The sequence below is a fragment of the Bradyrhizobium sp. CCBAU 45384 genome, from assembly GCF_028128665.1.
In the GTDB taxonomy this organism is placed as follows: domain Bacteria; phylum Pseudomonadota; class Alphaproteobacteria; order Rhizobiales; family Xanthobacteraceae; genus Bradyrhizobium; species Bradyrhizobium manausense.
The window spans coordinates 43,474-59,967 of the sequence record NZ_LBIZ01000087.1; the positions used below are offsets into that span (position 1 = coordinate 43,474).

The following is a 16,494-nucleotide window of genomic DNA, read 5'->3' on the forward strand; positions in this document are numbered from 1 at the left end:
ACCGCACACGCCTGGCACCGGTCGGTCGTGACTGGTGCTTCACGTCCGTCAGGCCGATCTCCGCTGCGGCTTTGCTGCGGCTTCTTCGTAGCCGCTTCCTTCGCCTTCTTGCCCTCGATCGGCATCAGCATTTCCTTCTGCCCGGCCGATGCCTTGCGCCCGTTCTTGGCGGGCTTGCCCGCCTTCGCCGGCGCGGCCTCCTTCCCGACGGATCGGCGCAGCGCCTCCATCAGATCGACGACATTGGTCGCCGCCGGCTTGGACTTCGGGCTGAGGCGGTCAGGTTTCTCTCGATCCGTCGGGTAACCGACTGTGCCATCACGTGTTTTCACTCTCGCAAGCTGGCGGTACGCCCCTTAGAGGTCAGGCCGCCAATGTCGCATTTCGGTAGGTTTCCTGTCTGCTCATAATCGCCCAAGCTACACGTGCCGTTTTATTGGCCAAGGCGACTGCGGCAACTAGTCTTGGCTTTCGACTGAGCAAGGAGCTTAGCCAAGGGTCGGTCTTGGCTTGTTTCGAACAGAGCAGCACGGTGTGAGCGCTATTAACGAGCAGGCGGCGGAGATAACAGTCACCTCGTTTGCTAATCCCGCCCAGACGCGCTTTACCACCAGTGGAGTTTTGTCGCGGCACCAACCCAAGCCAAGCGGCGAAGTCTCTGCCGCTGCAGAATGTCCCTGGATCGCTAACAGTTGCTGCAATGGCGGTGGCGATGATCGGCCCTATCCCCGGAATGGTGGCCAGTCGTTGGCTGACTGGGTTGTTCTTGTGCCATGCTAGGATCTGCCTCTCGAGCCCAGCGATCCGGGCTTGAGTATCTTCGATTTGGCTGACGATCATCTTCAGCACCTGGCGGGCAATATCCGATATGCGCCTGTCCTTCTCGTCCAGGACAATTGCAATCAGCTTCGCCACTTTGTGCAACCCCTGCGCCTCGATAAGGCCGAACTCGGCCAAGTGCCCACGTAAGGCATTGACTAGCATAGTGCGCTGGCGGATCAGCAACTCGCGAGCCCGATGTATCATGAGGGCCGATTGTTGCTCCGTCGTTTTTATCGGTACGAAGCGCATCGATGGACGTCTAACCGCCTCGCAGATCGCCTCGGCATCGGCCACGTCGTTCTTGTTGCGCTTCACATAGGCTTTCACATAGGTAGGCGGCATGAGTCGTGGTACATGGCCAAGCGCAGTTAGCTCGCGCGCCCAATGATGCGCCGTCGCTTTGCAGCGGGGCGCTGGCCTTAATGTGTAGTCGGATTGCTGTGCGAGACCTCGGTAACGTTTCCCTTGTCGTCGCGAACCTCAATGATCATTTCGCGGAGGTACGACTTCTCGGGGGCGACCTCGGCCTGTCTGGTGAAGTTGTTAAGCACGCGCTCGGCCTCTTCCGCGGCCGCCCTCAAACACGGGAATTGCATGCCTATCTCATCAACGGACGTGGCGTCGCCGTCTCTTAGGTCAAAATAAAAAAGGGGCATGGGCGCTCCATATTGAGGCGGGAGCGCTCGCATCTCTCAGCCACCAGCGCCTGCAAGACACGCGTTGCTGGTGATGGATCTAAAATAGCTTGACTCTGCCGATGTTCCTAATCCGGCGGCTTGAGGCCGGGCGATGTCAGCCACTCGCTCATGTGCGAGCCGGTCTCGGCTTGTCTGGCTTTGCGGAGTGCGTGATCTCGCTCGACGCCCGGGGGAAGTGAGTTGGCTTGTTCACGCAGCCGCTTCGCTTCTTCGGCAAGACGTTCTTCAAGGGAGCGGGTCTGCTTCACTCTGCGGCGCTTTTGCATAGCGCGCTCCTTGGGTCGTTAAAAAACGACTCCAGAACGTCGCCGGCCAGAACCAGTTCCAACAACGAAACTAGGACGCTCCCGGATTGAACTTTAACGATCGAGGATGGCATCCAGTTGGCGCTTCAGCGCATCGGGCATGAAAGGCTTCTGAAGCACCGGCCGCTCCCGGAATTCTCCGGGATACCCGCTCGCGAAGATGAAAGGCAGCCCGCGCTCGTGGATGATCCGCGCTACGGCGTCACTGCGAGGCCTCCCAAATTGACGTCGAGCAACGCCACGTCGAACGCGCCGTCCCGGGCTGTTGCAATGGCCGCCTCCAGCGTCCCCGCTTCGGCCGCCACACGGTGGCCGAGCTCCTCGACCATTTCGGCGACCATCATCCGAATGAGGGCCTCATCCTCGACGAGCAGGATCGATGCGGACGTCACCGCGGGCCTCCCGCGAAGTGCGCGTCCCGTACGGTCAGCAATTCAGACACCGCCGTGACCAGTTGGGCCGGCGCGAACGGTTTCGCCAGAAGGATCGAGCCGGGCACCCCCTGCGAGGGCCATTGATCGCCGGCCGCTCCGGTCATGTAGATCACCGGCAGGTCGGGGACTATCTCCCTGACCCGCCGCGCCGCATCCCATCCGCTCAGCCGGCCGCGAAGGTTGATGTCGGTGACCAGGGCGCGGTGCGCGCTGGGATTGCCGGTGAAAAGCGTCAGGGCTTCCTCCGCGGTCGCCACGGTGTTGACGAAGAATTCGCCCTCGCCGAGGGCGTCCTCGATCATCTCCTGCAACTGATAGTCGTCCTCGACGACCAAGATGGACGGCTGGTCCAACGTCCCCCCTTGCGCGTCAGGGCTCGGATACCCGGAATCCTGAACTCGGTACAAATCTGGACAGAGGAACTTTGTTCCGCAAGCCAAAAGATATAGCCAGAGATCATCAGTCGCCGACCTCGCGCCGGCGGAGCCGCTCAGCGTCCGAGCCGCGAGACCGTCTGACGATTCAGGCGGTCGAGCGCATGCACCAATTCGTCGCCGTCGAGGACAGCACGGAGCCGGCGCAAGGTCTCTCCGGGATCCGGCGGGCCTGGCCCGTCCTCGGCGAGAATTCGTCGCGCGTCGACGATCGCGCGAAACAGAGAGTCATGATCGGGGCTGTTCATGTTTGTGCTCCAGCGCAAACCAATCCTGGAAGATGGCATGACGTTCCCAATGCGCGGACACCGGGAAAGAAGGAAACATCGGTGGCCAGGGAGAGTTGGCTCCGAAGAATCCGGCCGTGCTGGAGGTTTGTCGATGTCGGAAGACGGCACACTGAGGCGGGCACTCGATACCGCGTGGGCGCTGTACCTGAGCATGCACGACGACGTCGATCCGGCGGACGCCCGGCGATGCCTGCTCGAGCGACACCTGCAGCGCAGTTTGCAGGCGCAGCAGAGCGACACCGATGAACTCGCGCGCTCCGGGCTAACCTATCTCGAGCGGCTTCCACCCGACGACGATTGAAGAGGCCCGCGTGAGAAAGACGCTGAAATGCATCGCACGCTTGGTCTCGCGGAGCTCTCGGCCGGATTGGACCCTTGAGCTCTTTCCTGCCTCCTCGCCGGCGCTTGCGTTGTGATGCTGCAACTTACGCTAGGACCTTAGGCTGACCACCGGCTGGCTATTGACCCCGACTTCGATGCCGCCTGAACCAAGAAAGGCTTTGCGAGTTCCTAGATTGATGAGGAGAGCGTCCATGCGGAGAAAGCATACCGCTGAGCGACCTATCCGCATAAGCTGGGGTAGTGGATCGACCGATGCCAAAGAATTCTTCTTCAGATATGACTGATCCGCTCGACTCGCAGATTGCCACTTTGTGCGGCCGAGTGGAGGCATTGGTGCCTGGATGCAGAGCGGGCGTCTGCATTGCAAGTTCCGATCATACGAAGTTGGAGCGATCCGTCTTTCCCAATCTGCCGCCGACGTTTCAGCAGGCCATCAAGGAACTCCCAATGGGACCACCTTACATCGGCTGCTGCACGGCCGCGATGCAGGGGAACCAAATCATCACCGTTCACGACTTGGAGAAGGAAAGCCGCTTCAGCGACCTCTTCATCGCGACGTGCCTTTCGCACGGCATAAGATCGTTGCGCTCGCGCCCCGTTTATGGTCGAGCGGATGCGGCTATCGGCACTTTCGTCATGGGTTATGGTGAGCCGAGCGACGACCAGCGCTTCGACTTACCCTACATAGATTTTGCCGCAGATGCGGTCGGGGCAATGCTCCAGCGGGAACTTGATCGAACGCGCGGACCTCTTTCAAGCCACTGATACCGTTTCCGCCGGTCGTGGCGCCAGGGCGTACTGATCGGGCGGCCTTCGCCTGCAGCGGGTCCGGATGCGTCCTTCAGGCCGAATGCAGGACGTGCGCCGGCGGTCCGCTCCGATCGCCGAGCAGCTTGCCGGTCACGGCGTTCACGAAATGCAGCGAGGCGCAGGCCGGACACCGCACCGAAACGTGGATGTTTCGGCGGGGCGCTGCAGGGCCGCACCGTCGAGCTGATGCTGCACGTTCATGCCGGTGCGCGGACACCTATAGATGATCTGGCGCTGCATGACATCATCATGCTCCCGGACCCGATCGAGCGAAATTGCGGTTGATTACCTAAGGGCCCCTCCGACGCGAACAAGTCGGATCGTTGAGACAGGCCAACGCAAAACAGGCGCTCGTCCCAAATTGCCACCTGCATCGGCACAAGCGCCAGGTTTGTTTGAACGCGAAGTTACTCGAACGCCGCTCATTTCGCGGGCGGGCGAAGAGGACTGTCAGCCCATTTGAGGGCCGCCGGGTCATGCAGCGGGTCGTCGTCGCAGCTGGTGCAGACGTAGCGCAGTCGCCCCTCCCGAGCTTCGTCGGGCACCGTCTTCATCGGCTTGCCGCACGTCGGACACGGCTTTCGAACCGGAAAGAGCACCGCCATCGAATTTATCCCCTGCCTCACGCAGCTTAGTTCCCGACGTGCGGAGAGCGCAAGCGGATCGCAGGAAGCTATCCGACTGCGTCAGATCACTTGACGCGACGGCAAGCGCGCGTTGAAATTCGGCTTTCAGTGATGTTGCGGGGGGTGGCGTCGTGGAAGAGTTCTACAGGAGCTTCGCGCAGCGGGCGCGCGATCTGGCCGAGAACGCGGATCCGTTCACCAGGCGACGGCTGCTCGACCTGGCCCAGCGGTACGATCTCAGGAGCAGACCCGGAAGCCCGGGCGGAAGGTCGATCCCGCCACCTCGGGCGACGCCTCCGACGGTGCTGTTCTCGGGCTCTGGGGAGGCCTGATCGTACCTCAAGTGTACCTTACCGATCGCCCTCTTCGCCTTGGGAGGTGATCTCGGCGGCGCGCCTCTCGCATTCCTCGGCAAGACCGGAGAGACGCTCGACCGTGTCCGGATCGGTGATCGAGGCAACAAGCCTCCAGCACCGTTCGGCCTGGGCCAGCAATTTGGCTCTCTCATTCTCCATGGAAGATAACGACCGCTGCTCACTGCAGTTGCTGGCCGTCTGCGCCACATCCGCGAGCTCAAAGCTGGGCGGCGCCTTTGTCCAAGCGGAGTGCTCCGGATTCCTACGGTGCTGTCGCCATCTATCGTTTACGCACGGCTGGTACGGTATCTTCCGCATGGGCAGCGATTTCGATCCTCGAAAGCTGGCTGAGGCGGCGATGAAGGAGGCCGTCAACGCCGATGGTTTCGAACGGCAGCGCTGGATCCGCGTCGCGCAGGCCTGGCTCGAGCTCGCTCAGCCGGCAGAAGGTAGTTACCGGGGACGAGAGAAGGGCACGAATGTTTAATGGCAGCCGCCTTGACCTTGCTCCCAAGTTTTATCCCGTTTTGAATTCGCCCTCGCCGTTGGATTTGCCCGGTTAGGAGCGAGGGGAGATGGCGCCGAGCCTTCGGCATAGCGCAGCGGCAGATCCGGGCGCGGATGGCACTACCTTGCAGCCGAGCGCAGGAATTCCCGGCCCGGACCAGCCTGCAAACAAACGTTCGCTGTACCGTCAACCCCGCCCCTGATATGCTTTTTGCTATTGGGACCGAATGCAGTCTACCGAATAGAAAACAGAAGAGGCTGCTGCGTCCTCCTCATACTGGAGATGTACCATGGCTGAGTCCGATTGGCGTCTCGAAGGCGAATGGATCAAGAACTGCAATTGCGCATTTGGGTGCCCCTGCGATTTTAACGCCCCGCCAACCCATGGATCCTGCCAAGGGCTCGTCGCCATGCGGATCACCAAGGGGCATTTTGAGAGCACTAGGCTCGATGGCCTTTGCTTTGCGGCCGTCGTCGATTTTCCCGGCGCGCTGCACGAAGGCAACGGCAAGATGCAGCCCATCGTCGATGAGCGGGCGACGCCGCAGCAGCGTGAAGCCCTTTTCAATATTCTGTCGGGCAAGCATTCGGCGGAAGGGACGATGTTCCACATCTTCAGCATGATCGTGACCACCATTCACGATCCCGTCTTCGTTCCCTTCGAATTCTCCTTCGACAAGAACGGGCGCGTCGCGAAGCTCGTCGCAAAGGGCGTGCTCGAAACCAGTGTCGAACCGATCAAGAATCCGGTCACGGGCGCCCCGCACCGGATTCAGGTAATGATGCCCGATGGCTTCGAACACCGGGGCGCCGAGGTCGCCTCTGCAGACATCCATTCCACTGGCGAAATCAAGTTCGACACCAAGGGAACGCATTCCTCTCTCGCCAATGTGACGCAGACGCCGCGGGGTGTCGCGGCCTGATGGCGCGCTGAAGCCGGGCCAATGATCGGCTGTATCCTCGGTCGAGAGCATCCATGACCGCGCACCTGGCGCTTGAACGCCTGCTCCACCGCGAACGCCTCATCGTAGCGGTCGGGACCGCAACGGTGGTGGCGCTCGCCTGGGTGTATCTCGCCAACGGCGCCGGTATCGATACCGACATGATGACCGAGATGCCGGACATGGCGCCGATGCCATGGACGCCGGTCTCTGCCGCACTGCTGTTCGTCATGTGGTGGGTAATGATGATCGCGATGATGGTGCCGAGCGCGGCTCCTACCGTGCTGCTGTACGCTGCCGTCAAGCGCGGCAAGGATGATATATCCGGCCCTGTGCTGGAAGGTTGGATATTTCTTTCCGGATACCTTCTGATATGGGCGGGCTTCAGCCTCATGGCCGTTCTCGCGCAGGGGGTGCTCGAGCACTTCGGACTGCTATCGATGGCGATGGCCAGCACCAGCCGTGCCTTAGGCGGCATCATCTTGCTCGCGGCGGGACTATATCAGTTCACCCCGCTCAAGCGCGCCTGCCTTCGTTACTGTCAAAGCCCGCTCCTGTTCCTGAGCAGCTTCTGGCGGGCCGGCGCCGCAGGGGCGCTGCGCATGGGAACGAGGCATGGCACTTACTGCGTCGGCTGCTGCTGGTTTCTGATGGCGCTCCTGTTCGTCAGTGGTGTGATGAACTTCGTCTGGATCATAGGCATTGCGCTCTATGTCGCTTGCGAGAAAATGCTGCCCTTCGGCGGCAGGCTGAGCCATTCCGCCGGGGCGGCCCTCATCCTGTCGGGCGCGTTCCTGCTTGCGCGCGCAGCGTGAAGTCAGGGAGAGAGCGCATCGGCCGCGGCTCGCCGGTCAATCCGGCACCATACCGGTCATTATCACTGTCCCGATTGAAGAAGCTCGCAAAGAGCGGAGACGCGGTTGACGAAGGCGGGTTTAAAGTCGCTTTAGTCGGGCGAGGAAGCTGTAGCGGCTCCGAACTTTCGTGACCGCAGACCGATGCCGATTTCTCTTGCAGCCGCAAAAGCTTCAAACACCATGGATGGCGTCAACGTTGGACGCCGCTTGGGCCAAATGTTACGTCGATTCACAAATAGCCTCTGCTTCTAACTGGCAACCTTGCCCCCTGAGGCGAAGCTCGTGGTCGTGCTCGGCTGGTCAGCAGTTGAGGCCGGACCGGACGTGCCGAGATCGCCGCCAGATCGACGCGAATGACCCTGGCTGCGTGAAAACAACGAGTCAGATAGAGATCGTCTCTGGGTTTTTCGGAGACGGTCGATGCGACGGTTCATTGAAGGCGCGGATCGCAATCAATCGAATTGCTGCCGGAATGCCTCGATGATTGGGTCGGTGAGAGCAATCCTGTTCGCGTTGTCGATGCGTTTGTCGAAGCACTTGATCTTGATGAGATGGGTTTTGAGGACATCGAACCGTCGGCGACCGGGCGACCCGGCTATCATCCAGCGGTGCTGCTCAAGCTGTACATCTACGGCTATCTCAACCGCATCCAGTCGAGCCGCCGGCTGGAGCGGGAGGCAAGACGCAATCTCGAGGTGATCTGGCTGTTACAACGGCTTTCGCCCGACGACAAGACGATCGCCGACTTTCGTCGCGACAACGGCCTCGGTATCAGGAAGGTGTGCGCGAAGTTCGTTGAGCTTTGCCGGCGGATGGGATTGCTGACGCAGGCGAGCGTCGCCATCGACGGATCGAAGTTCAAGGCGGTCAACACGCGTGACAAGAACTTCACAAAGGGCAAGGTCGAGCGCCGTCGCCAGCAACTGGAGGAGAGCGTCTCGCGTTATCTCGCACAGCTCGACACGGCAGATCTGCAGGAGCCATCTGAGACTCTCGCCGCGAAGACGGCGCATCTGAAGGAAAAGCTCACCAAGCTCAAGAGCGAGATGCACAAGCTCGAAGCCTACGGAGAGGCGATGCTGGCATCACCAGATCAACAGATCTCGCTGACCGATCCCGACAGTCGGTCCATGGCAACGAGTGGCCGTGGCTCGGGCGTCGTGGCTACAATGTGCAGGTTGCCGTAGATACCGAGCATCATCTCATCATCGCGCACGAAGTAACGAATAGCGGCTCGGATCGCGCTCAACTGGCAAACATGGGCAAGCAGGCCAAGGCCGTGCTCGGCGTGGACAAGCTCGAGGCGGTGGCCGATCGCGGCTATTACACAGGCGAGGAGATCAAGGCTTGCGCCGACGCTGATATCCTTGTGACTCTACCGAAGCCAAACACGACGGGCATGGAGGCGAAGGGCAAGTTTGGAAAGCACGACTTCGCATATCTGGCCAAGCAGGATGTGTATCGCTGCCCGGCTGGCGAGTTGCTGCCATATTGGCTCACAACAGTGGATGGCGAACGCACCATTCGGCGCTACGTCACGAAAGCCTGTGGGAGTTGCCTACCGAAGGCGCGCTGCACCACGGCCAAAAACCGCGTCATCTCCCGTTGGGAACATGAACACGTCATGGAGGATGCCCAGAGGCGGCTCGACGCTGATCCTCAGGCGATGCGTCGCCGTCGCGAGACGGTCGAGCATCCGTTCGGCACGCTGAAGATGCGCATGGGCGCGACGCACTTCCTGACGAAGCGCTTGCCGAAGGTCGCCACTGAGATGGCGCTGCACGTGCTCGCCTACAATCTCACGCGCGTGATGAACATCATGGGTGCTGGTGCGTTGATCGCGGCGATTCAGGCGTGAGCCAGGAGCGCTGTCGCGCGCGTGCCACCAACCTCATCATCGATTATAGTGGCTCGGGCAAGCCATTGGGCTGGCTTCCGGGGCCTTGCCGGAAATTACGCCATTTCGGCGCCAATCCGCGACCCCATGGGGCTGTTCAAAGCGCCGCCCCCGCATTGAAACGTTTTCACGCGGCCAAGACCTGCAGCGGACTTTCGATGTTGAGCCGATGTGACCTTGGTGCTATCGTCCTACTACATCATTCCACTTAGGTCTGATGGGCGGGCGGGTTATCAGGCTTACGGACTGCCGCCTGCCATTTGGAAATTGGAATACTTGAAGCCATAGGCCCCGCTTCCGGACGCATTTCAAAGTCGGCCGGGGAATGTTCATGGACGTCATTTCCCTCCGTTCTTCCCATTGACTCGGAGGCGGTTTTTTTTGCCAAGCTTTTCGAAAAGGCGATTTCGCCATGTCTATTTTGAGAAACCACGCCGATTGCACGGCAGGCAATGATCATTCGAGTACACGACGAGTTAGCCGTGACTTCATCGCTTCGATGCTATGGGCAGCTTGCGTCGTTCAATTCGCGACCACCGCGTCGGCTCAATGCGCAGCCCGCGATGTTCTACAGAACCAACTAAAATTCAAGACACCCTCCGCCCAAGCGTCCCAACTACCTATCCAGTTCGTCCGCGATGTTCCGACATGGAAGACTGTTACAATCGGTACCTTCGCTGACCCGCTCAGGCTGCGCAACGAGCTGGATGATAGGGGCTGCAATGTAGGTGGGCAGGCTGCTGAAATCCTTGCTCGACCGACGTTCACTGTTGGCTCTCACAAGACAGATGTGGAGCTTGTAGCCATATCGCCAGCCCAGCTTGGATTCACGTCCGATACGGTGACGTTGGCTAACGTTTACGCGCGCGCTCGACAACTCAGCCTTGAACTTGCTGCGGCCGAGGTCGGCCCGCAATTGCGAATCCAATATTTCGACCAGCCCATGGGTGAATTTCTCATCATCGGAATGGAGCCCATCAAGACGTGGAGCGGCGAGCCGATTATTCTGAATGTGGCAAATGGCGGAGCCGGACTGATCCTAATCGGTCAAGACGGTCGAGCCACAGCGGAAATACCCGTGACATCGCGTTTTGTTTTCGCGCGTTCCCATCAATCCGCACCCAGCACCCAACTCGTCGAGCAGGCACTAGAACTTCTGCCACCGTGAGCGGTCTGGCCATGGTCCGCGGGTGGCCCAGATGCGAGGTGGCGACACGAGGTCCGTCTGTTGGCCCGAAGGCGAAGATCGCGACGAGCTTGGGCTTGTCAGCAGTCGAGGCCAAACCGGACATAACCGAGATCCGGCAAGATCGACGCGAATGACCCGAGGCGGGCATCGCCGGAGCCTTGTCGCTCAATGCGGCTGCGAAATCATGCTCGGCCGATACGGGGGCGTGCTACATTGAGGTGGTCATCAATCAGGTCCTTGGTACTGCGATGAAACGACGCCAGCTGCTTTTAGCCTTTGGAGGTGTGGCAGTATGGCCGCTCACGTCGCCCGTGGATGGGTTCGGGCAGACGTTAAAGCTCTACCGCGTCGGCATCATAAGCGCAGGAAGCTTCGCACCGGATACTTACTCCGGCAGGCTCACCGACCAACTAACTCAACACTTCGTGCAGAATGGCTTTACTCCTGGGGTCGGCCTCGAGCTGGTCAAACGTGCCACGGAAGGGCATCTCGACCGTTTACCGGGGTTCGTGGCAGAGCTGGTTGCAGCGAAGGTCAACATAATAATTGCCATCGGCTATCCTGTGGCTGCTGCAGTGAAGGAAGGTACCAGTACGGTTCCGGCCGTGATCTTTGCCACCGGTGATCCCGTGCAAACGCATCTCGTCGCCAGCCTCAATCGGCCAGGAGGAAACATAACGGGTATTTCCGATGTCGCCGCCGAGCTGGCGCCGAAGCGCCTCGAATTGTTGAAGAACGCGGCGCCTCGACTTCAGCGCGTAGCATTGCTGTGGAATGCAGGTAACCCCGGGATGACCGCGCGCTATGAAGCATCTGCGGCGGCGGCGAAGACGTTGAACATCACAGTGATGGCATTGGGCGTACGCGAGCCCGATGATTTCGAAGATGCGTTTGCGAGCATGGAACGCTCCATGCCAGATGGGTTATTGATGGTCGCGGACGCGCTCACCGCTCTCAATCGCAAACGCGTCTTTGACTTCGCGGCGAGACATCGCTTGCCTGCTATCTATGAGGCGGATACCTTCGTGCGCGACGGAGGCCTCATGTCCTATGGTCCCGACGAGGTAGAGACCGCTCAGCGCGGGGCGACCTTGGTGGAGCGGATACTGAAAGGCGAGAGGCCCGCCAATCTGCCGCTTGAACAGCCGACGCGCTTCCGTCTTGTCGTCAATCTCAAGACCGCGCAGTCGCTCGGATTGACAATACCTCCGTCAATCTTGCTGCTTGCCGACGAGCTAATCGAATAGCGCCGGTGCGGTTTATCGCGGTCCGTTACAGTTGCCCCACGCGCGTCTCGACTAATGAGGCACGCTCCGGCCGGCAACCTTCGCGGGGGCGCGACACTGCCCCGCCGCCGAAACCGTCGTAGGCATCCATCACAGATCCTCGCGCAGTCCCTTGAAGAAGGGGTGGCGTAGCTTCCCCTCTGCCGACTTCGCCCGGTATTCGATTTCCGCGAGCAGTTTGGGCTCAACCCAGATGCCCTTGTGCGCGATACGCTTGGCGTAGGGTTGCGTCTTACGGATCAGCGGCTTGAGCCTCTCCTGCAGGTCGGCGGCCGAGGCTTTGTCGAAGCCGTGATCGACCTTGCTGGCGTAGACCAAGTCGCCGCCCTTGCGCCGGCCGAGATAGATGCCGTCCCACTTGCCTTCATCGAGGGCGAAGCCCGCGATGGTCAGCGTCTCCCGCTGCGCGCAGGCTGGTCGACTTGCCCTTGAGTTCGTTCTTCAGCACCGATAAGTCGGTGCTGCCGTCGGCGGCCGGCACCACGACCATCCCTCTCGGCCTCGTGTTCTCCCAATCGGGACCCTACACCATGATGGCCGGCGAAATGCGCAAGAGCGCGTTGATGGCGGTCGACGAAATCAACCAAAGCGACGCGTTCGACTTCACGTTCACACCTCACCTCCGCGATCCCGGCGGGATAGTCGCCGAATATCACACCGCATGCGCCGATCTCATTCGCGAGGAGCACGTCGGTCATATCGTCGGCTGCTACACGTCGGCCTCACGCAAGCAGGTCATTCCGATCGTCGAACGAACCGAGCGGCTGCTCTGGCATCCCGCGCGCTACGAAGGCTTCGAAAGCAGCGACAACGTCATCTATGTCGGCGCCGCACCCAACCAGCATGTCGTGCCGCTGGTGCGTCACATGCTCGACCACATCTCCGCCGACGTATTCTGCATCGGGTCCAATTATATTTGGACCTGGGAAATGAACCGCGTCATCCGCGAAATCGTGACCAGCGCCAGCGGCCGTATTCTTGCCGAACGCCTGCTCGAACTCGGCGAGACCGCGGTGGACCACATCGTCACGGAGGTCATCGACCGAAGACCGCCGGTCGTGTTCAATACGCTGGTCGGCGAATCCAGCTACGCGTTCATGCGCGCCCTCCATGCGGCGGCGACGCGTGCCGGCCTCTCGATCCCAATGCTGAGCTGCAGCCTGTGCGAGCCTGAGCTCAAGCTGATCGGATCGGCGGCCTCGGTCGGGTGCATCACCTCATCCGCTTATTTCGAGAGCATCGAGGGCACCGAAAATCGCGGTTTTGTGGCGCGATGGAAGGCTCGTCATGGCGAAGAAAGCAGCCTCTCGGTCGACGGGCAGTCCACTTATGTCTGCGTTATGCTGCTTGCCCGCGCCATCCGCCGCGCGGGTTCGGCGGAGGTCGGCGCCGTGCGGCGCGCCGCAGCAAATCATCGCTACGATTCCCCGCAGGGTCCGGTTTGGGTGGATCCGGACAACAATCACTGCTTCCTCACGCCAAGGCTGGCACGCTCCATGCCTGGATGTCAGTTCAGTATCTTCTGGGAAGCCGATGCTCCTGAACGTCCGGATCCGTATCTTTCGAACCTGGACCTGAGCGCGTTCGGCAGGAGGTCGGGAAAAAGCAATGATGCCGTCGCGAAGCGCTCGAACCATTTGCGTATCGTGAAATGACCAGACCTTCCCCCTTTTCCATCCGCGGCCGTCGCGCTCTCATGGTGATGAGGGATGAGCGCGAAATCTCTATCGTGCGTCGCCAGCTCAGTCGCCTCGGGATGACTATTTCCGAGCATGATCCGGCCGAGCCGCCGCCGATCCAGCCTTCCGACGTCATCCTGTTGAATGCAGACAGCATTCCCATCAAGTCTGACCACGCCACCCTGTGGAAGGGCAGCGTCCGAGTGCGGAGATCCTCGCGGCTGGAGGAATGCCGAACCGGAACACGCGAACGGCATAGCAAATGCAGGCGTGAGATTCATCGCCTTGGCAATGTCGGCTGTCGCCTTGCAGAGCGCCTCGACATTCAATGAAGGAACGCGGTCGGAGACGGATGTCACGGTCACAGAAATCCTAGCAATTTATGTTCCCGGTGACCCAATAGACTTCGACCACCCCCTGAGCTTGGCTGGGTCGCTGACTGAATCCGTTTCGTAGATCCCCTACAGACGGTAGGCTACGTTACACGTACTTAGATCGAAAGCGGTCCTACCTTGGAAGTTCCGGTCACGAGCGCCCTTCGGAAGGAAAGACGAGTTTCTTCCGCTCTTCCCCCAACAACTATAGACATTCGCCGTCCAGCCGTCGCAACTCCCGATCGTCTCATCCCCGTGAACGACGAAGCCGCCAAGCTCCTGAAGAAGCGGACGCTGACCAACCTTTACAACGAACCGCCAACATGGCTTGCGAATGCGCATGCCGACCTCGACGCGGCGGTCGCCGCCGCCTATGGCTGGGCGGCTGGCATTTCGGAGGAGGAGGCGATCGCGCGCCTGTTCGTGCTCAACCAAGAACGGACAGCAGCACAAGCTGCCGCCTTGTTGCCGACGAAAGGTCCATAGCTCGCCCGAATTGGTTAGCGGACTGTTAATTGGAATTCGGCAGCCTTGCGGTCAGCGCTGCCCCAACACCCCCCAAGCCGAGGTAGCGCAAGCGATGGCCGGCGTTGATGACCGCCGGCCATCGTGCTCGTAACAGAGACCTCGTCCTTGTTCCCCTCGGGTTGTCCACACCCACGACCGACAGTGGTACCGGATTGGTACGAGGCCCAATGAATTGACAATTTACGAGTGGCACCCATCCGCTTTGATGGCGGCATGCCCGCCCTCACCTGCCGCCGAAGCAGAGACGATCCTCATTGCGAAACGTGGCTGATCTATTTCGGCGACGTCAGGGTTGGCGTGAGCGGCCTCCGCGCTGGCCTTCCCAATTCGGCCCCGCGATGGGGATGGTCCTGCGGTTTCTATCCGGCATTGACCCGGGTGATCATCGGAATGGTATCGCCGAAACCTTCGACGGCGCCCGCGCCGGCTTCCAAGCCGCCTGGGATGAGTTGGCTGCTACTCGCACCGAAGCCGATTACGAGGCTTGGCGCCGCCAGCGCGATTGGACTGTATGGAAGAACCGAATGCATGATCTAACGTTGCCGCTTCCCACACAACGGCGGAAGGGATTGCGCGCTGCTTCTGCGGCGAGGTAGCTAAAAACCGCATACTGGACGCGCACGTTCGTACCGCTCACAGCCTGCCCGCCGCATCGACAAGATAGTCTCAGCCCGGGTTGCACAGCTTCGTTGAAATACCAGGCTCCCCCTATTGAATTTGCAGGACACGCAAGGACCCGCACGCGGATTGCGATGTTGCACTGCGCTCGTTTCGCTGCCGCACTAGCGTTCACCGATGAGCAAGGTTCTTGCGTTACGCTGAATGGTCCCTCGCCGGCCATGGGGAAATGGTCGGCGAAGCGAGACCAACCGTGGCCGAGCGTCGAGCAGGCGCGAGGCCGCGCCACACCTCCTGGTGAAAGTGATGACTACCGATCGCCGACGACAGGAGCGCACCGAAGTCGACGAGGTCGCCTATATTTCAGGTGACGGTTCGAGCTTGAGCTGTCGCGTGCGGAATATCTCCGACCACGGAGCCGCTATCGAATTGGCGGATAGTCGTTACGTCAGACCACTATTTACTCTGATGCTTGAGCGCAACCGCGTGATCAAGCAGTGTCGCGTGATCTGGCGCATGGGAAGTCAGATCGGAGTTGAGTTTCTGGAGGACGGCACATAGCGTGCGGATTCGGATCGATGTCGCCCAGGATTCCGAGATGATCTCGCCCACTATTCCGATTTGAAGTCGCCCACCCATTCCGAGACGATGTCGCCCACCGTTCCGGGATGATGTTGCCCGGGTATCGCAAGAGCGAACCCGGGGTGACGAGGCCTCTTCTGGCTCCCATAGGGTCACCCCTTTCGGCTTTGCGAAGGGGGACCCTTGATGCCGACCACCCACGTCACAAGCCAACTCCCCGTGGACACATGGCACGTGCTGATTGGGGACCCAACTTACGCCGACGCCGTGCTTGATCGCCTCGTCCACAACGCCCACCGTCTCGACCTCACTGGCGAGAGCCTGCGCCGAACCCCGTCATCCGCCCGAAAGACCTGAGCCCGTGGCGCTGTGGACATGCCGCTGCGCTTGGACAACGCAATCGCGTTGCCCACATGACCACAGCAACAGCAGAAGAAAAGCAGGTTCAAGTTGCGATTCCAGATTGACCACGCGGCTTGACCGATGCCAGAAAACCAAACGGCCAGAACGCCTCGCCACTGGGCGAGATCAAATCGGAAAGGTGGGCGACATCGTCTCGGAATCCGTGGGCGACTTCATATCGGTACGCCTGGGCGACTTCGTCGGAATCCGCACATAGCGATCTGGGGAGAAGTTTCAAAAGCCATCGACTTAATCCTGGCAAGCTATGTGAAGGTCAGAGACGGCGAGCCCTCGAAGCCCATGCTCGCGCACCGGCGCGGGATGCTAGCGCGCCTGGGCCTGGGGGGCTCACCCTAAAGGACAGCATGCCGACCCCGCCCATAGAAGCAGGGTTCGGAGCCGCACCGCCAAGTGCGCCCGACATTAAGCCGTCACCCCCGACGCCAATGAAGCACGCTGACCAAGCTGTAGCTCCGGAGCGGGCTCTCACGCCCACGGACACGCTGCCAACTGATTT

At 60.5% G+C, this 16,494-nt stretch carries 17 protein-coding genes and 6 pseudogenes; 14 read left to right on the forward strand and 9 right to left on the reverse strand.

The window, feature by feature from the left end; genetic code table 11:
* Positions 1–48: 48 nt before the first annotated feature.
* From XH80_RS06375 to XH80_RS06405, 7 genes and pseudogenes are all read right to left on the reverse strand, one after another.
* Positions 49–275, reverse strand: a pseudogene (locus tag XH80_RS06375) (Ku protein); the annotation flags it as partial.
* 88 nt (positions 276–363) lie between these two features.
* Positions 364–1,221, reverse strand: a pseudogene (locus tag XH80_RS06380) (IS110 family transposase); the annotation flags it as partial.
* A gap of 20 nt (positions 1,222–1,241) precedes the next feature.
* Positions 1,242–1,478 (reverse strand): DUF6894 family protein, encoded by a 237-nt coding sequence (locus XH80_RS06385; protein WP_271597827.1) that lies wholly within the window; start codon positions 1,476–1,478, stop codon positions 1,242–1,244.
* A 107-nt stretch (positions 1,479–1,585) separates the two neighbouring features.
* Positions 1,586–1,786 carry a hypothetical protein gene (locus XH80_RS06390; RefSeq protein ID WP_271597828.1) on the reverse strand — a complete coding sequence of 67 codons (201 nt, stop codon included), beginning with the start codon at positions 1,784–1,786 and terminating at the stop codon, positions 1,586–1,588.
* Positions 1,787–1,879: 93 nt separating this feature from the next.
* A pseudogene (locus XH80_RS06395) lies at positions 1,880–2,169 on the reverse strand (response regulator).
* Between the two features lie 44 nt (positions 2,170–2,213).
* The gene (locus XH80_RS06400) at positions 2,214–2,612 is read right to left on the reverse strand and encodes a response regulator (RefSeq protein WP_271597829.1); all 399 of its coding nucleotides are present in this window, start codon (positions 2,610–2,612) and stop codon (positions 2,214–2,216) included.
* A gap of 137 nt (positions 2,613–2,749) precedes the next feature.
* Positions 2,750–2,941, reverse strand: coding sequence for a hypothetical protein (locus tag XH80_RS06405; protein ID WP_271597830.1), 192 nt, complete (start codon positions 2,939–2,941; stop codon positions 2,750–2,752).
* Positions 2,942–3,074: 133 nt separating this feature from the next.
* Between XH80_RS06405 and XH80_RS06410 the strand changes: the two genes are divergently transcribed.
* Both XH80_RS06410 and XH80_RS06415 read left to right on the forward strand, forming a co-directional pair.
* The gene (locus tag XH80_RS06410) at positions 3,075–3,284 is read left to right on the forward strand and encodes a hypothetical protein (RefSeq protein WP_271597831.1); all 210 of its coding nucleotides are present in this window, start codon (positions 3,075–3,077) and stop codon (positions 3,282–3,284) included.
* A 293-nt stretch (positions 3,285–3,577) separates the two neighbouring features.
* A complete protein-coding gene (locus XH80_RS06415) occupies positions 3,578–4,090 on the forward strand; it encodes a GAF domain-containing protein (RefSeq protein WP_271597832.1) in 513 nt (170 codons plus the stop codon).
* Positions 4,091–4,557: 467 nt separating this feature from the next.
* On the opposite strand, the gene XH80_RS06420 is transcribed toward XH80_RS06415, so the two are convergent.
* A complete protein-coding gene (locus tag XH80_RS06420; protein ID WP_271597833.1) occupies positions 4,558–4,740 on the reverse strand; it encodes a zinc ribbon domain-containing protein in 183 nt (60 codons plus the stop codon).
* Between the two features lie 152 nt (positions 4,741–4,892).
* Here XH80_RS06420 and XH80_RS06425 point away from each other — a divergent pair, with 152 nt between their 5' ends.
* The 7 genes and pseudogenes from XH80_RS06425 to XH80_RS06455 all read left to right on the forward strand — a co-directional run bounded on the left by XH80_RS06425 (position 4,893) and on the right by XH80_RS06455 (position 11,755).
* The gene (locus XH80_RS06425; RefSeq protein ID WP_271597834.1) at positions 4,893–5,093 is read left to right on the forward strand and encodes a hypothetical protein; all 201 of its coding nucleotides are present in this window, start codon (positions 4,893–4,895) and stop codon (positions 5,091–5,093) included.
* A 103-nt stretch (positions 5,094–5,196) separates the two neighbouring features.
* Positions 5,197–5,604 (forward strand): hypothetical protein, encoded by a 408-nt coding sequence (locus tag XH80_RS06430; RefSeq protein ID WP_271597835.1) that lies wholly within the window; start codon positions 5,197–5,199, stop codon positions 5,602–5,604.
* Positions 5,605–5,914: 310 nt separating this feature from the next.
* On the forward strand, positions 5,915–6,547 hold the full coding sequence (locus XH80_RS06435) for a DUF1326 domain-containing protein (protein WP_271597836.1): 633 nt from the start codon (positions 5,915–5,917) through the stop codon (positions 6,545–6,547).
* A gap of 53 nt (positions 6,548–6,600) precedes the next feature.
* A complete protein-coding gene (locus XH80_RS06440) occupies positions 6,601–7,380 on the forward strand; it encodes a DUF2182 domain-containing protein (protein WP_271597837.1) in 780 nt (259 codons plus the stop codon).
* A 462-nt stretch (positions 7,381–7,842) separates the two neighbouring features.
* Positions 7,843–9,280: pseudogene (locus tag XH80_RS06445) on the forward strand (IS1182 family transposase).
* 451 nt (positions 9,281–9,731) lie between these two features.
* A complete protein-coding gene (locus XH80_RS06450; RefSeq protein WP_271597838.1) occupies positions 9,732–10,487 on the forward strand; it encodes a hypothetical protein in 756 nt (251 codons plus the stop codon).
* 179 nt (positions 10,488–10,666) lie between these two features.
* Complete coding sequence (locus tag XH80_RS06455; RefSeq protein ID WP_271597839.1) at positions 10,667–11,755, forward strand: ABC transporter substrate-binding protein; 1,089 nt, start codon at positions 10,667–10,669, stop codon at positions 11,753–11,755.
* 129 nt (positions 11,756–11,884) lie between these two features.
* Here XH80_RS06455 and XH80_RS06460 read toward each other — a convergent pair.
* A pseudogene (locus tag XH80_RS06460) lies at positions 11,885–12,214 on the reverse strand (ATP dependent DNA ligase); the annotation flags it as partial.
* A gap of 8 nt (positions 12,215–12,222) precedes the next feature.
* On the opposite strand from XH80_RS06460, the gene XH80_RS06465 reads away from it, so the two are divergent.
* From XH80_RS06465 to XH80_RS06485, 5 genes and pseudogenes are all read left to right on the forward strand, one after another.
* Positions 12,223–13,449 (forward strand): transporter substrate-binding domain-containing protein, encoded by a 1,227-nt coding sequence (locus tag XH80_RS06465; RefSeq protein ID WP_271597840.1) that lies wholly within the window; start codon positions 12,223–12,225, stop codon positions 13,447–13,449.
* The gene (locus XH80_RS06470; protein WP_271597841.1) at positions 13,446–13,805 is read left to right on the forward strand and encodes a hypothetical protein; all 360 of its coding nucleotides are present in this window, start codon (positions 13,446–13,448) and stop codon (positions 13,803–13,805) included. Before XH80_RS06465 ends, XH80_RS06470 begins: the two co-directional genes overlap by 4 nt.
* 297 nt (positions 13,806–14,102) lie before the next feature.
* Positions 14,103–14,333 carry a type IIL restriction-modification enzyme MmeI gene (locus XH80_RS06475; protein ID WP_271597842.1) on the forward strand — a complete coding sequence of 77 codons (231 nt, stop codon included), beginning with the start codon at positions 14,103–14,105 and terminating at the stop codon, positions 14,331–14,333.
* 966 nt (positions 14,334–15,299) lie between these two features.
* Complete coding sequence (locus XH80_RS06480) at positions 15,300–15,554, forward strand: PilZ domain-containing protein (RefSeq protein ID WP_271597259.1); 255 nt, start codon at positions 15,300–15,302, stop codon at positions 15,552–15,554.
* Between the two features lie 213 nt (positions 15,555–15,767).
* Positions 15,768–15,932 (forward strand): annotated as a pseudogene (locus XH80_RS06485) (ATP-binding protein); the annotation flags it as partial.
* Between the last annotated feature and the right edge of the window lie 562 nt (positions 15,933–16,494).